The sequence below is a fragment of the Bacillus sp. 22190 genome, from assembly GCF_052045575.1.
Taxonomy (GTDB): domain Bacteria; phylum Bacillota; class Bacilli; order Bacillales; family Bacillaceae; genus Bacillus; species Bacillus altitudinis.
In genome coordinates, this window is the sequence record NZ_JBQEPF010000005.1 from 180,119 (window position 1) to 193,863 (window position 13,745).

A 13,745-nucleotide genomic window follows, 5' to 3' on the forward strand; every position below is an offset into this window, starting at 1 on the left:
CTAATGTGATATACTAATTTCATAAATAAATTTATTGAGTATAACACATAATAGAGGAGTGACCTGTTCATGAAGGTAAAAGCAGCGATCAATGGGTTTGGCAGAATTGGACGCATGGTCTTCAGAAAAGCAATGCTTGATGATCAAATTCAAATTGTAGCGGTGAACGCAAGCTATCCTGCCGAAACGCTAGCACATTTAATTAAATATGACACAAATCATGGACGTTACGAATGCGATGTGACAGCAGAAGATGACGCGTTGATTGTCAATGGCAAAAGAGTGCTTTTGCTCAATAATAGAGAGCCAAAGCAGCTTCCATGGGGAGAGCTTGGGATTGATATCGTGATCGAAGCAACAGGGAAATTTAATTCAAAAGATCAAGCGATGGGCCATATAGATGCCGGAGCGAAAAAGGTCGTACTTACAGCTCCAGGTAAAAATGAAGACGTTACAATTGTAATGGGTGTCAATGAGGATGATCTTGATCCTGAAAAGCACGTCGTTATTTCAAACGCATCTTGTACAACAAACTGCTTAGCACCAGTTGTCAAGCTGTTAGATGATGAATTTGGCATCGACAACGGCTTAATGACAACGGTTCATGCTTATACAAATGATCAAAAAAATATCGACAACCCCCACAAGGATTTGCGCCGGGCAAGAGCATGTGCCCAGTCCATCATTCCAACGACGACGGGTGCCGCTAAAGCGCTTTCTTTAGTGCTGCCGCACATGAAAGGGAAATTACATGGACTTGCACTTCGCGTACCGGTTTCAAATGTGTCGATGGTTGATCTTGTGGTCGACTTGAAAAAAGATGTCACGGCAGAAGAGGTCAATGCTGCCTTTGCAACGGCTTCAAAAACATCTCTTGCTGGCATATTAGATTACACCGATGAACCACTTGTCTCCACAGACTTTAACACAAACCCTTATTCTGCTGTCGTTGATGGACTCACAACGATGGTGATGGAAGGCAGAAAAGTAAAAGTTCTTGCATGGTATGACAATGAATGGGGCTATTCTTGCAGAGTGGTTGATCTTGTAAAGTTTGTTGGTTCACAGATGAAAGAGCTTTCAGCTGTTTGAAATGAAGAAGACTGAACGTCCCTTTTCAAGAAATGAGAGAAAATCCCACTAAAAACACAGCTTGCAAAATGGGTCTAAACAAAGTATACTATTTTTCGTGAACTTCTTGTTCGCAGACTCATTCGGGTATACTTAAAGGGTTAGGACCTCTTTGGACTAACTTTCCCCCGTGGTATATGTCCGGTCCGGCTGCTTAGAACTTCACTCTTTCATTCTTGTTTAAGGGGGGTCCATGATGGAAACAATCGGACGTCACGTTATCTCCGAGTTATGGGGATGCGACTGTGATAAACTGAACGACATGGATTTTATTGAAAAAACGTTTGTAAATGCAGCTTTGAAATCAGGAGCTGAAGTAAGAGAGGTTGCTTTTCACAAATTTGCACCTCAAGGAGTAAGTGGAGTTGTCATTATTTCTGAATCTCATCTGACAATTCACAGCTTTCCTGAACATGGTTATGCGAGCATAGATGTTTATACTTGCGGCGATCTAGATCCGAATATTGCAGCAGATCATATCGGAGATGAACTAGGTGCTGAAACAAGAGAAAACATCGAAATTCCTCGAGGCATGGGACCTGTACAAGTGAAACAGGCGCAAGCCAAAGCACTGTAAACATAAAAAAGATTGCAATGGGAGCTGGCCAAAAGCATTAAATGCCTTTGTGTTATGCTCCTTTTTATATTTGTTCCATACACGGGCATTCAGCATGATCCAACCTGTCTATACTTTTGTTCTAGGAAAACAAAGGTTTTTTTTATAAAATAAAGAAGAGGGTTTATGACAAAGGGGATACGTGTATGACTTTAGGACAAAAGCTCAAACGATTCATTTCAAATCATACAGAAACATCTGACCATCATCCAGTGTCAGAGCTGAAAAGCCATTACTACAAATCGACACAAACTCAAGTTTTTCAAGCGGTAGAAGCCGTTCTTTCAAGAAACGATTCCTATCAAGTGACATCTGTTTCAGCAGAACGAGGTGAAATCAGCGCAAACATACGAACGCCGAAAAAAGCTTTTCTCGTGGCGACTGTCATTTCAATTCGTCCTTTTGAAACAGCTGTCGATTTTAATGTGACAACAGAAACAGCACTGCCAACAGACTTTGGCTACAGTCAAAAGGCTGTTTTGTCCCTCTATAAAGAACTAGACAAACAACTTCCAAGAAGAGATCGGAGCTGATGAAATGAAATGTCCCACATGTCAGCACCTTGGCACAAGGGTGCTTGATTCAAGACCAGTAGATGAAGGGAAGTCCATCCGTCGGAGAAGAGAGTGTGAAAGCTGTCAATATCGCTTCACGACGTTTGAAAAATTAGAAGAATTGCCATTGATTGTCGTGAAAAAAGAAGGAATTCGAGAAGAATTCAGCCGGGAAAAGATGCTAAGAGGCCTCATCAAAGCGTGTGAAAAACGTCCTGTCGCTTTAAAACAGCTCGAGGATGTCTGCTTTAACATCGAGAAGGAATTGCGTAACCAAGGCATGTCAGAGGTGAAAAGCGAGCTTGTTGGGGAAATGGTGATGGACGAGCTGGCGAAAATTGATGAAGTGTCTTACGTCAGGTTTGCGTCGGTATACCGTCAATTTAAAGATATCAATGTATTTATTGATGAATTAAAAGATTTATTAAAGAAAGAACGCTAAAAAAGAGCTGAAGATTCTTCATGCTCTTTTTCCTGCGTAAAGCGTAAAACGCAAAAAGAGTGTACAATGAAGACAACCGTATTAAGGGAGGATCAGCATATGACAGAGCATTGGAAGGAAGTGCTAGCCGTCGATCCGTATGTCGTCAAAAGCGCTTCATTGCTCGGTGACATCGATAGACAGCTTATTACTCTTTTATATCAGCCGCTTATTGGCATGTCCGCTTTCAGTTTATACATGACGCTGTGGGGAGAGCTGGAACAAAATCGAATGTGGGGGAAACCCGCACCTCACCGTCAGCTGATGGTGATGCTGCAAACGAATTTAAATGATATTTTTGAGGAGCGCTTAAAGCTTGAAGCGATCGGATTACTCCGCACATATGAACAGGAAACGGAAGAAGGCAGACTGTTTACATATGAGCTCGTGCCGCCGCTGAGACCGGATGAATTTTTCCAAGACGGTATGCTGAATGTCCTTTTGTATCATCGGGTAGAGAAAGCAAAATATATGCAGCTTCGTGATTATTTTTCTTATCCAGGAGTTCCTGCTGATGCAAAGAACATCTCCCGATCGTTTGAAGAAGTGTTTCACGTCTTGCAGCCAGGAGAGCGCAAGATGACAGAGGAAATCAATCAGGCGTCATCGCTTGACGAGGGCTACGAATATGTGACAGTTGGCTCAAGTCAGCCTGCACCGCTTTCAGATGAATCTTTTGATTTTGATCTCCTGTTAGCAGGCATGTCGGACATGATGATTCCGAGAAAAGCTTTGACAAAGCAAGTGAAAGAGACAATTAAGAAGTTAGCGGTCGTCTATGGCATCACCCCGCTGCAAATGCAAAATATTGTCGCAGGTGCATGTGGTTCAGATCAGATGATATCAACTGAGGATCTGCGAAAAGCAGCGAGAGACTGGTATCAAATTGAATACAGAGGCGAACAGCCGAAGCTGATTGATCAAAAACAGCCAAGACATTTACGTCACAATGTCACGCAAAATTCAGGTGCAGATGCACCTGATGCGAAATTGATTGAAAAGCTTGATCATATTTCGCCTAGAGAGCTTCTAAAAGATATGGCAGATGGCATTGAGCCGACGTATGCAGACTTAAGAATTGTTGAAGATATTATGCTTGAGCAGCAGCTAGAGCCTGGGGTCATGAATGTCCTGATCTACTATACACTGCTAAAAACGGATATGAAACTGTCCAAAACATATATGCAGAAAATCGCCGCCCACTGGGTGCGAAAGAAAATCAAAACCGTGGCAGCTGCTATGAAAATTGCCAAAGAAGAGAATAGGCAAATGACAGAATGGGCGCAGCAAAAAAATAAGCGTCAATCCTATGGATCAGGAAAAGTGATCCGCGAGGAGAAACTGCCTGACTGGATGAAGGAAGCTGAAACGAAAGAACAGCCAAAAGAACAGACAGATAACTTGTCTACAGAGGACCTCGAACGAGAAAAAGAAAAATTGTTAGATCAGTTTAATAATATGAAAAAGTACAATGCACATTAATGTGAGGTGAGATGGAGATGAAACCGATCGGTCGTTCATTTGATCAGCTAAAAGGGCGGGTAGATTTTCGCGTGAGATACAATCAGATTAAAGAAAGTGTCCTAGCTGATGAAGATGTAAAAGCTTTTTTAAAGGAGCATCAAGAGGACATCCAAGAAGACATGATCAATCGCAGCTTGAACAGGCTCTTTGAATATGTACAACAATCAAAGGGCTGTTCTTACTGCTTAGAGGAAGAGAATGTAAATGTCATTTTAGACGGGTATCACCCGAAGCTTGTGATCAAAGGTCAGAGCATTGATATTGAATATTCCCCTTGTCCTGTCAAACTGCGGCTTGATAGACAGAAAAAACAGCAAGAACTCATGAAAAGCATGTACATTCCGCAGAATGTTCTTCAAGCGACGTTTGCTGATTTAAATGTGGTTGGAAGACAAGAAGTCATTCAAAAAGTAGGTCAATTCCTGCAAAGTTATGATGAAACAGGTAAGGGAAAAGGCCTCTATTTACATGGAAAGTTTGGGGTCGGAAAAACATTTATTCTGGCAGCAATTGCGCAGCAGCTAGCGGTAAAAGAGTATCCATCTCTCCTTGTATACGTGCCTGAATTTGTGAGAGAGTTAAAAAATTCATTAGCTGATCATACACTCGAAGAAAAGCTGAATATGGTCAAATCTACACCAATTTTAATGCTTGATGATATCGGAGCAGAGTCGATGACAAGCTGGGTACGAGATGAACTTTTAGGAACAATCTTGCAATACCGCATGGCAGAGCAGCTGCCGACTTTTTTCTCTTCTAATTTCTCACCGAATGAGTTAAAGCATCACTTTACGTACTCACAGCGCGGGGAAAAAGAAGAGGTGAAGGCAGCTCGATTAATGGAACGTATTCTCTACCTAGCTGAACCAGTTCTGCTTGAAGGGGAAAATCGCCGTCATTTATAAAAAGATAGGTCACGTGAAGGGGAGCGGATGCAATGAATAAAAGAAAATGGCTGCTTTTCCTCGTGATTGGGGTTGTAGCTGCTGTGCTATGGTGGCTCAACAAACAGCATCTTCAACTGTCGCCGAAAGATGTGAAGAATTGGATTCTTCAATTTGGGATGCTGGCTCCCTTTGTCTTTCTTTTCTTATCACTTTTTCGTCCATTTGTGCTTGTCCCTCTCACCGTCTTTTCGCTAGCAGCAGGTTTGGCATTCGGCAGTGTCCTTGGGACCATTTATGCCTTAGCTGGTGCGACAGCAGGTGCAACAGGATCTTTCCTGCTTGCCTCAACCTTCCGTTCAAACAAGCAGGAAACCGAATCAAGCAATCGGAAGCTAAAAGCGGTGACGTCCCGTATTCAAGAGCATGGATTTCTTTATATCCTCTTATTACGCATTGCACCCATTCACTTTGATTTTGTCAGTTATGCCGCAGCAGCTTCACGTGCGAATTATCGTGCATTTGCGGCAGCGACTTTTTTAGGGTTAATACCTGGTACTGTGGCGTTAAATGTCCTTGGATCAAGCTTTGTAAGCGGAAATTATGCCGCCTTAGCGATTGTTTGTTTGATTTATTTGATCTTTATCTCAGTGCCACTGATTTTAAAAAGAAAGATGCCTGATTTATTTTAGGCGTCTATTTTTTATGTTCCCCCCATATATATGTAACAGATGTCGTTAGGGGGGACAAACATGCTTGAAATAATCTTTGAAGATGAATATGATACCGCCGCTTTTTTACATCTTGCTGAACACTTGGACAGTCGGCATCACATTTCGATTCAACAAGGGAAAGATCGGCTTCTCATAGAAGCGAAAAAATCAGGAGAAGCCATAGAGCACATTGTGCGGACATTACTGATTCACTTTTTTTTGGAATGCAAAGAAAATGAACGCATGCGCAGCATCCTTGAAAACACATACTTATTTAAAGATCCAGAAGAGCAGCACCAAATTCTTTCAATCGCACATAGCATCATGAAAGGGGATCTAGATGATATCCCTGGAATTCATCAAGACCCACCGAGGGAGGATCTGTTAAAAAAAGAGCTTGAGACGATTTCTTTACAGAAAGGTGTTTTTTCCATTGGTTCATTTATGACATTTAGGCTCTCAGCGTATGACAGAAGGCTGAAGAACTATGTTGAAGTATCCATCGAAGAGTATAAGATGGAACAAGAATATCAAAACTTTATTCAATCCCTTCGAGACTATGTGATGTCAAGAGAACCTAAGCTTGAAAAAGTACATGTTGTGCATCAGGACCGCCTGATGATTTGGGAATTTCGGTACGCTTCTGAGCGTGATCAAAAACAATACATAGACAGACAGTTTGTAAGAGAGCATCCAATGTATATTGATTCGCAGTTGATTGCACCGCTTGTATCCATTGCGCCACAAAAAATTGACCTATTTACAGATGATACAGGTCACTCGATGGTGCAAACCATTCAAAATATTTTTCAAGAAAGAGTTGAGGTATTCCCTCCTCATTCGTTTCAGGAACAGCATGTTCAATTTGTTCCTAGTCATTTGGAAAAGAAAAGTGAAAAGCTTTCTTGATTTTCACGAAAAAACGTTTTATAATACGGTGTAACTTCATACAGAGACCGTATTGATAAGGACATGAACAAATGAACACCCGCTTAAAGAGAGGGAAGCCGTGGCTGAAAGCTTCCTAGCGTAGGACCATTTGCTTTACCACCTTTGAACATCAGCTGTGAACTGTTTAGTAATAGCTGACGGGAATTCCCGTTATTGAACCACAAGCCGTATTTGCTTTTGACAAAGCAAGCTGCAAATACGGGAAAAAGGGTGGAACCACGATTCCGTTTATTCAACCTCGTCCCTTTCCAGGGGGCGGGGTTTTTATATTGCCAAAAAAAGGAGTGACTAGAGATGTCAGAACAAATTCAACTTACATTTCCAGATGGAGCAGTCAAGGAGTTTGACAAAACAGCTACAACAGAAGACATCGCGGCATCAATTAGCCCAGGCCTAAAGAAAAAAGCGCTTGCCGGTAAATTGAACGGCAAAGAAATAGATCTGCGTACGCCGCTGTTAGAAAGTGGAACAATCGAGATCATCACAGATAAGAGTGAAGAAGCGCTCGATATTATGCGACACAGTACAGCGCATTTACTAGCACAGGCAATCAAACGCATTTATGGAAAAGAGCATCACGTCCAGTTTGGCGTAGGCCCTGTCATCGAAAATGGCTTTTACTATGATGTTGACATCGATGTAGCGATTACACCTGAAGATTTACCAAAGATTGAAAAAGAAATGAAAAAAATCATTAACAGCAATTTGCCGATTGAGCGCATTGAAGTTTCTAGAGAAGAAGCAAAAGCACGCTTTGAAGCAATTGGCGATGAATTGAAGCTAGAGCTGTTAGAAGCAATCCCAGAAGGCGAAGCCGTCACAATTTATGAGCAAGGTGAATTCTTCGATCTATGCCGTGGTATTCACTTGCCGTCTACAGGGAAAATCAAAGAATTCAAGCTGTTAAGCCTTGCAGGTGCTTACTGGAGAGGCGACAGTAACAACCAAATGCTTCAGCGTATTTACGGAACAGCTTTCTTCAGCAAAGAAGAATTAAACGAGCATTTACGTCTGCTTGAAGAAGCAAAAGAGCGCGATCACCGTAAACTAGGAAAAGAATTGAAACTGTTTGCGAACTCTCAAAAGGTGGGCCAAGGTCTTCCGCTCTGGCTGCCAAAAGGGGCAACAATCCGCCGCGTCATTGAGCGTTATATTGTTGATAAAGAAGTACGCCTTGGTTATGAGCATGTGTATACACCCGTTCTTGCGAGTGTAGAATTGTATAAAACATCAGGCCACTGGGCGCATTATCAAGAAGATATGTTCCCAGTCATGGAAATGGACAACGAAGATCTTGTCCTCCGTCCAATGAACTGTCCGCACCATATGATGATTTATAAAAATGAACCTCATAGCTATCGTGAACTGCCAATTCGGATTGCAGAGCTTGGAACAATGCACCGCTATGAAATGTCAGGCGCTTTATCTGGCCTTCAGCGTGTTCGCGGGATGACATTAAACGATGCCCATATCTTTGTTCGTCCAGATCAAATCAAAGACGAATTCATTCGTACAGTTCGCCTAATTGAAGAAGTGTATCAAGACTTTGGCTTGAATGACTACACATTCCGCTTATCTTACCGTGATCCAGAGGATACTGAGAAGTATTTCGACGATGATGCGATGTGGAATAAAGCACAGTCTATGCTGAAAGATGCAATGGACGAGCTTGGACATGACTACTATGAAGCAGAAGGTGAAGCGGCATTTTATGGTCCGAAGCTTGACGTCCAAGTAAAGACAGCTCTTGGAAAAGAAGAGACTTTGTCTACTGTACAGCTAGACTTCTTACTTCCAGAGCGTTTCGATCTCACATATATCGGAGAAGATGGAAAACACCATCGTCCAGTTGTCATTCATAGAGGAGTTGTATCCACAATGGAACGCTTCGTTGCCTTCTTAATTGAAGAATACAAAGGAGCTCTTCCAACATGGCTGGCACCTGTACAATTCCAAGTCATCCCGGTTTCACCATCTGTCCATTTAGACTATGCGAAAAAAGTGCAAGAACGTTTGCAGCTTGAAGGACTGCGTGTAGAACTAGACAGTCGTGATGAAAAAATAGGATACAAAATTAGAGAAGCGCAAATGCAAAAGATTCCGTACATGCTGGTTGTCGGTGATCAAGAAGCAGAAAATGGCGCGGTCAATGTAAGAAAATATGGGGAACAAGATTCAGAAACAATGGACCTCGAAGCTTTTGTGAAACATGCAGTCGCAGAAGCAAAAAAATAATGAAGGCGCACGAAACAGTCAGTGATCTCATCTATTGAGGTTGCTGGCTTTTTTCTTATGGAAAAAATTCTCCACTAGTGATCCATTTGCGCAAATGATACGTTTAGATAGTACGAAAGTATGGGTAAGTATGTACTATTAGAGAGAGGCAAATTGGGGGAATGAAAGTGATGATTCAAACAACAAACACTTCATCAACACAAGTATTGGAGCAATCAGCTGTGCTTCGTGCGTTAGAGCACTCACTGGCGATGATTGAATTTGATGTCACAGGTAAGGTCCTATGGGTCAATGATATTTTTGCAAAAGCCATGAAATATTCAAAGGAAGAAATGATTGGTTTAAAGCATAGACAGTTTTGTCCTCCACATATTGCAGAAGACGCAAGTTATCAAATGTTTTGGAAGCGTTTGAAGAATGGTCAAGTGTTTCAGGAAAAGGTGCAGCGGATCACGAAGTACGGTGACACCTTATGGCTTGAAGCGACGTATACACCAGTGCTCAATGAAGAGGGGAACGTAGTGGCTGTCGTGAAAGTGGCAACAGATATTACGGAGAGAGAAAACACAATGAAGCAGGTAGTAGAAGACCTAAAAGATATGTCTGCAAAATTAATGGAGCGAGCGGAAATCGGCATCCAGCATAGTCAAAGTGTAAATGCTTCTTTTGAACATATTGCGAATGAAACGGATCAAAACATGAGTTTGCTAGAAGGGTTAACAGAGCAGGTGGAGTCGATTAGCTCAATTGCTACAACGATTAACAGTATCGCTTCCCAAACGCAGCTGCTCGCATTGAACGCGGCCATAGAAGCTGCGCATGCGGGTTCCTATGGAAATGGCTTTAGTGTCGTCGCGGCAGAAATCCGTAAGCTTGCGACAGATTCAAAGGAAGCGATCGTAAAGGTAGATCGTTATGTGAAGGCGATCCATTTAGAAGTTGAAAAGGTCAGCAACGGAACAAGCCGTGCAAAGACAAGCGTGTTTACAAACCGGGATCTTGTCAAGCAAGCAAGCGAGGAATTCATGAATGTAGGAGATGCAGCACGCGGCTTAGATCGTCAAGCACAAAGTCTAGCAGCAATTGTATAGCCGAAAACGAAAAAACACCCAATCTCGATCAGGAGAAGGGTGTTTTTCCTATGGTTTATTTTAAAATATCAAACAATTCGTGTAAGTCTTGAATTTCATAATCTGGTGTCACATCTGTTTCATTTTTCTTGCCATGACGATTGATCCAAACGGTTTGGATGCCAGCGCGAGAAGCGCCGAGAATATCTGTTTTTGGATTATCTCCTACCATGATGACATCATCTTTTGTGAGATTTAACAACTGAAGGCAGTGCTCAAAGATGCCAGGATCAGGCTTTCCTTTTCCGTAATCTCCTGAAATCACAATTTCATTAAAGTAAGGGGCAAGTTCCGGAACACCTGCAAGTTTTTCTTTTTGCAGACTAGGATCTCCATTTGTTAAAAGGAGTAATTCATAGGTGCCCTTCAGGCGCTCTAAAACAGGATACGTTTCTTCATAGACATATGGGCGTTTTCTACGCTCTGCTGCAAAGAAGTCTGCTAAGTATTGACCAAATGCTTCATCGTCAATTCCTGCCTCTTTTAAGCCGTTCGTCCAAGCATTTTTGCGATACTCTGGTGCAAGGGCGTTTAGCTTTTGAAAGCCTTCGCTAATCGGCTCACTAAAATTAGACCACAGTCCTTCAAAAGGGTTAATGCCAATCATAACAGTATAATCATATGTTTCATAAGAAGAGTACAGCTTTCTTGCTTCTTCACGCACGATCTGTTCAAACGATTCTGGATCAAGTCCATATTTCTTTTCCGCTTCCCTGCATGTTTCCTGAAAAGTGGTATGAATGCTTTTTTCATCCCAAAGCAAAGTATCATCTAAATCGAAAAATACGGCTTTCATGATCTTCTCCCTTGTTATGTATGTAGTTACCCTCAATTGCATGTGACAGGCTCATGTTCATTTTACAATAGAAGTTTTAGAGTTTAAATAGCTTATTTAGTAATAAAAAAAGTGCACAAAAATGTGCACTCTTACATTATTTTGATAAATCAATGGTCTTATACTTACCGCCAGTCCATCCTAATCCTGATGAGACTTGAAGCGAGAATTTCTTTTCGTTTGGAACTTCAAAAGCAATTCTACCTTTTTTAGATAATTTAGGATTTATTTGTTTTAAGAAGAAACTTGAATCGGTATCATTTACATACATATTATTTGTTGCAAGTGATTTGTATTCTGTGCCGTCTTTGCCAATTAATCTGAACATCTCAGTATCTACCATTCTACCTTTTTTACCTGTATTTGTGACCGTTACTTCAACAATCACAAATTTGCCGTCTGTCGTTACATCGCTCATATACTGTTTTTGTAAAGATTTCGCTTCTGTTACGCTGTTTACTTGATAAGTAAAGTCTTCGACTGCTACTTTATCTCCAATTTTATGCGTTTTTTCTTTATCATTTTTCTTTTCGCTACTCGTTACTGCATTTTTAGAACCAGTGTTTGATGTATTATCTTTTTTGTTGCCGCCCCCAGCCATACAAGATACAAAGATAATAATCAAAATGAGAATAATGATACTAAGACACCCAATCTTAAAAAACTTTTTCAAATAAATCCCCTACTTTTCCTTATTTTATTAAATGAATTTGAATACTTCTCCAATGATAAGTCTAAAGGATTATAAAATCAATCATTTTTTTGAAAAAATAGATATAATATCCTTTTTTATATGGGATATGATTTATATTTTTGTTTATTTATGTATACAACTTGATTTATATCGGTGTGTTAATGAAAAATTGAAGGATTTGAAGAGACTTTATTTCTTTTTAAATAAGGCTTGCCCAAAACGTTTCGTCATGCTAAAATGAAAAAGTTGTTTCAAGAGTTCAGTTACTTGACGGACAAATGAAAATTGTGTAGAATAGTTAACGAATTGAATAGATATCACAAGCAGAAGCACCCGCTTCTCACCTGATTGACACATGTTTGTAGTTGACAGGTTGACCGTACATTTATTTTTTCATGCAAATGTTCGCAGTGTGGGTGTTTTATATGCCCACACTTTTTGTTTGCCTGTAAAACATACAACGAAATGGTCAAAATGAATTGTGAACTCAATTCAAAATCTCATGGAGGTGGCTCACTATTAGCAAAGATCAATTAGTTAATGAAGGTATTCGTGCGCGTGAAGTTCGTTTGATCGGACAAAATGGCGATCAGCTTGGGATTAAAACCCGCCAGGAAGCTCTGGAAATTGCTACGAAAGCCAATCTTGACCTTGTGTTAGTTGCTGCAAATGCAAAACCACCTGTTTGCCGAATCATGGACTACGGTAAGTTCCGATTCGAACAACAGAAGAAGGAAAAAGAGGCACGTAAGAATCAAAAAATCATTAGCTTAAAAGAAGTTCGGTTGAGCCCGACAATCGATGAACATGATTTTAACACGAAGCTCCGTAATGCAATCAAATTCCTTGAAAAGGGAGATAAAGTGAAAGCTTCTATCCGCTTTAAAGGCCGTGCGATTACGCATAAAGAAATCGGACAGCGCGTGTTAGACCGTTTCTCTGAAGCTTGCGCTGAAGTAGCAACAGTAGAAACAAAACCTAAGATGGACGGACGCAGCATGTTCCTCATGCTTGCACCAAAAGTCGAAAAGTAAAAGTAACAGAGGGAGGAAACATCCAATGCCAAAAATGAAAACTCACCGCGGATCTGCTAAACGTTTCAAAAAAACAGGTTCTGGTAAACTTAAACGTTCTCATGCGTACACAAGTCACTTGTTCGCTAACAAATCTACAAAGCAAAAACGTAAATTGCGTAAGAGCGCAATCGTAAGTGCTGGAGATTTCAAACGTATCAAACAACAACTTGCAAACATCAAGTAATCTGGAATAGGAAACATAGGAGGGAATTACAATGCCAAGAGTAAAAGGCGGAACTGTGTCGCGTCAGCGTCGTAAAAAGGTTCTTAAATTAGCAAAAGGTTATTTCGGTTCAAAACATAGATTATATAAAGTAGCAAACCAACAGGTGATGAAATCTGGAAACTACGCTTTCCGTGACCGTCGTCAGAAAAAACGTGACTTCCGTAAACTATGGATCACTCGTATCAATGCTGCAGCTCGTATGAACGGTCTTTCTTACAGCCGTTTAATGCATGGCTTAAAGCTTTCTGGTATCGAAGTAAACCGCAAAATGCTTGCTGATCTTGCTGTGAATGACCTAAACGCATTCAACCAGCTTGCTGATGCTGCAAAAGCACAACTAGACAAGTAAGTCATATAAAAGATCATTCCGCCAAGGAGTGGTCTTTTTTTCTCATCATGTGAGGTGAAATCAATGAATATCGCTCTGATCGTGCTGCTCATCTTGGTCAATGTCTATGGTTTTTTTCTCATGGGAGAGGATAAACGCCGGGCGAAAGCACACAAATGGAGAATATCAGAAGCGCACTTATGGAGTGCCGCAGTACTTTTTGGTGCTGCTGGGTCATTTCTTGGCATGCAGTATTTCCGCCATAAAACGAAGCATCCTGCCTTTCAAATGGGTATGCCTGCTTTAATTGTTGTCCAATTGGTGATATTGGTCTATCTCAATCTCATCTGAAAAGGAGCAGACGCCG

The 13,745-nt window shown here is 41.1% G+C and carries 16 protein-coding genes and 2 other annotated features; of the genes, 14 read left to right on the forward strand and 2 right to left on the reverse strand.

What is annotated here, in order from left to right; translation table 11 throughout:
- Positions 1-69: 69 nt before the first annotated feature.
- The 10 genes from ACTJKA_RS09245 (at position 70) to ACTJKA_RS09290 (ending at position 10,180) form a co-directional block, all read left to right on the forward strand.
- On the forward strand, positions 70-1,092 hold the full coding sequence (locus ACTJKA_RS09245) for a glyceraldehyde-3-phosphate dehydrogenase (RefSeq protein ID WP_440607702.1): 1,023 nt from the start codon (positions 70-72) through the stop codon (positions 1,090-1,092).
- Positions 1,093-1,327: 235 nt separating this feature from the next.
- Positions 1,328-1,708, forward strand: a complete 381-nt coding sequence (gene speD, locus ACTJKA_RS09250) for an adenosylmethionine decarboxylase (RefSeq protein WP_003216492.1) — start codon at positions 1,328-1,330, stop codon at positions 1,706-1,708.
- A 185-nt stretch (positions 1,709-1,893) separates the two neighbouring features.
- A complete protein-coding gene (locus ACTJKA_RS09255) occupies positions 1,894-2,280 on the forward strand; it encodes a hypothetical protein (protein ID WP_017358264.1) in 387 nt (128 codons plus the stop codon).
- 4 nt (positions 2,281-2,284) lie between these two features.
- Positions 2,285-2,743: a transcriptional regulator NrdR gene (gene nrdR, locus ACTJKA_RS09260; protein ID WP_003216720.1), complete on the forward strand. Its 459-nt coding sequence runs from the start codon at positions 2,285-2,287 to the stop codon at positions 2,741-2,743.
- A 99-nt stretch (positions 2,744-2,842) separates the two neighbouring features.
- Positions 2,843-4,264 carry a replication initiation and membrane attachment family protein gene (locus tag ACTJKA_RS09265; RefSeq protein ID WP_017367826.1) on the forward strand — a complete coding sequence of 474 codons (1,422 nt, stop codon included), beginning with the start codon at positions 2,843-2,845 and terminating at the stop codon, positions 4,262-4,264.
- A 17-nt stretch (positions 4,265-4,281) separates the two neighbouring features.
- Positions 4,282-5,211: a primosomal protein DnaI gene (dnaI, locus tag ACTJKA_RS09270; protein WP_008346034.1), complete on the forward strand. Its 930-nt coding sequence runs from the start codon at positions 4,282-4,284 to the stop codon at positions 5,209-5,211.
- Between the two features lie 32 nt (positions 5,212-5,243).
- Positions 5,244-5,882, forward strand: coding sequence for a TVP38/TMEM64 family protein (locus ACTJKA_RS09275; protein WP_017358261.1), 639 nt, complete (start codon positions 5,244-5,246; stop codon positions 5,880-5,882).
- A gap of 60 nt (positions 5,883-5,942) precedes the next feature.
- A complete protein-coding gene (ytxC, locus tag ACTJKA_RS09280) occupies positions 5,943-6,812 on the forward strand; it encodes a putative sporulation protein YtxC (protein ID WP_008346029.1) in 870 nt (289 codons plus the stop codon).
- 43 nt (positions 6,813-6,855) lie between these two features.
- Positions 6,856-7,103 (forward strand) — a binding site (T-box leader).
- Between the two features lie 45 nt (positions 7,104-7,148).
- Positions 7,149-9,089 (forward strand): threonine--tRNA ligase, encoded by a 1,941-nt coding sequence (thrS, locus tag ACTJKA_RS09285; protein WP_007501674.1) that lies wholly within the window; start codon positions 7,149-7,151, stop codon positions 9,087-9,089.
- A 170-nt stretch (positions 9,090-9,259) separates the two neighbouring features.
- Entirely contained in the window at positions 9,260-10,180 is a 921-nt protein-coding gene (locus ACTJKA_RS09290) for a methyl-accepting chemotaxis protein (RefSeq protein ID WP_224558564.1), read from the forward strand.
- Between the two features lie 55 nt (positions 10,181-10,235).
- Here ACTJKA_RS09290 and ACTJKA_RS09295 read toward each other — a convergent pair whose 3' ends face one another.
- Together ACTJKA_RS09295 and ACTJKA_RS09300 are read right to left on the reverse strand one after the other, a co-directional pair.
- A complete protein-coding gene (locus ACTJKA_RS09295) occupies positions 10,236-11,015 on the reverse strand; it encodes an HAD family hydrolase (protein ID WP_243173049.1) in 780 nt (259 codons plus the stop codon).
- 136 nt (positions 11,016-11,151) lie between these two features.
- Complete coding sequence (locus ACTJKA_RS09300) at positions 11,152-11,727, reverse strand: DUF4352 domain-containing protein (RefSeq protein WP_336750249.1); 576 nt, start codon at positions 11,725-11,727, stop codon at positions 11,152-11,154.
- 336 nt (positions 11,728-12,063) lie between these two features.
- Positions 12,064-12,195: a sequence feature (ribosomal protein L20 leader region), on the forward strand.
- Positions 12,196-12,266: 71 nt separating this feature from the next.
- Between ACTJKA_RS09300 and infC the strand changes: the two genes are divergently transcribed.
- The 4 genes from infC (at position 12,267) to ACTJKA_RS09320 (ending at position 13,729) form a co-directional block, all read left to right on the forward strand.
- Positions 12,267-12,782 carry a translation initiation factor IF-3 gene (gene infC / locus ACTJKA_RS09305; RefSeq protein WP_024718649.1) on the forward strand — a complete coding sequence of 172 codons (516 nt, stop codon included), beginning with the start codon at positions 12,267-12,269 and terminating at the stop codon, positions 12,780-12,782.
- 25 nt (positions 12,783-12,807) lie between these two features.
- Positions 12,808-13,008 (forward strand): 50S ribosomal protein L35, encoded by a 201-nt coding sequence (gene rpmI, locus ACTJKA_RS09310; RefSeq protein ID WP_003216324.1) that lies wholly within the window; start codon positions 12,808-12,810, stop codon positions 13,006-13,008.
- Positions 13,009-13,039: 31 nt separating this feature from the next.
- Positions 13,040-13,399: a 50S ribosomal protein L20 gene (rplT, locus tag ACTJKA_RS09315; protein WP_007501659.1), complete on the forward strand. Its 360-nt coding sequence runs from the start codon at positions 13,040-13,042 to the stop codon at positions 13,397-13,399.
- 63 nt (positions 13,400-13,462) lie between these two features.
- On the forward strand, positions 13,463-13,729 hold the full coding sequence (locus ACTJKA_RS09320; RefSeq protein WP_250026756.1) for a DUF1294 domain-containing protein: 267 nt from the start codon (positions 13,463-13,465) through the stop codon (positions 13,727-13,729).
- Positions 13,730-13,745 lie beyond the last annotated feature (16 nt).

Excerpts from the sequence above, each read along its gene's own strand:
- ACTJKA_RS09245 (WP_440607702.1), top strand. The coding sequence starts at position 70 with ATGAAGGTAAAAGCAGCGATCAATGGGTTTGGCAGAATTGGACGCATG.
- speD (WP_003216492.1), top strand. The coding sequence starts at position 1,328 with ATGGAAACAATCGGACGTCACGTTATCTCCGAGTTATGGGGATGCGAC.
- ACTJKA_RS09255 (WP_017358264.1), top strand. The coding sequence starts at position 1,894 with ATGACTTTAGGACAAAAGCTCAAACGATTCATTTCAAATCATACAGAA.
- nrdR (WP_003216720.1), top strand. The coding sequence starts at position 2,285 with ATGAAATGTCCCACATGTCAGCACCTTGGCACAAGGGTGCTTGATTCA.
- ACTJKA_RS09265 (WP_017367826.1), top strand. The coding sequence starts at position 2,843 with ATGACAGAGCATTGGAAGGAAGTGCTAGCCGTCGATCCGTATGTCGTC.
- dnaI (WP_008346034.1), top strand. The coding sequence starts at position 4,282 with ATGAAACCGATCGGTCGTTCATTTGATCAGCTAAAAGGGCGGGTAGAT.
- ACTJKA_RS09275 (WP_017358261.1), top strand. The coding sequence starts at position 5,244 with ATGAATAAAAGAAAATGGCTGCTTTTCCTCGTGATTGGGGTTGTAGCT.
- ytxC (WP_008346029.1), top strand. The coding sequence starts at position 5,943 with ATGCTTGAAATAATCTTTGAAGATGAATATGATACCGCCGCTTTTTTA.
- thrS (WP_007501674.1), top strand. The coding sequence starts at position 7,149 with ATGTCAGAACAAATTCAACTTACATTTCCAGATGGAGCAGTCAAGGAG.
- ACTJKA_RS09290 (WP_224558564.1), top strand. The coding sequence starts at position 9,260 with ATGATTCAAACAACAAACACTTCATCAACACAAGTATTGGAGCAATCA.
- ACTJKA_RS09295 (WP_243173049.1), bottom strand. The coding sequence starts at position 11,015 with ATGAAAGCCGTATTTTTCGATTTAGATGATACTTTGCTTTGGGATGAA.
- rpmI (WP_003216324.1), top strand. The coding sequence starts at position 12,808 with ATGCCAAAAATGAAAACTCACCGCGGATCTGCTAAACGTTTCAAAAAA.
- rplT (WP_007501659.1), top strand. The coding sequence starts at position 13,040 with ATGCCAAGAGTAAAAGGCGGAACTGTGTCGCGTCAGCGTCGTAAAAAG.
- ACTJKA_RS09320 (WP_250026756.1), top strand. The coding sequence starts at position 13,463 with ATGAATATCGCTCTGATCGTGCTGCTCATCTTGGTCAATGTCTATGGT.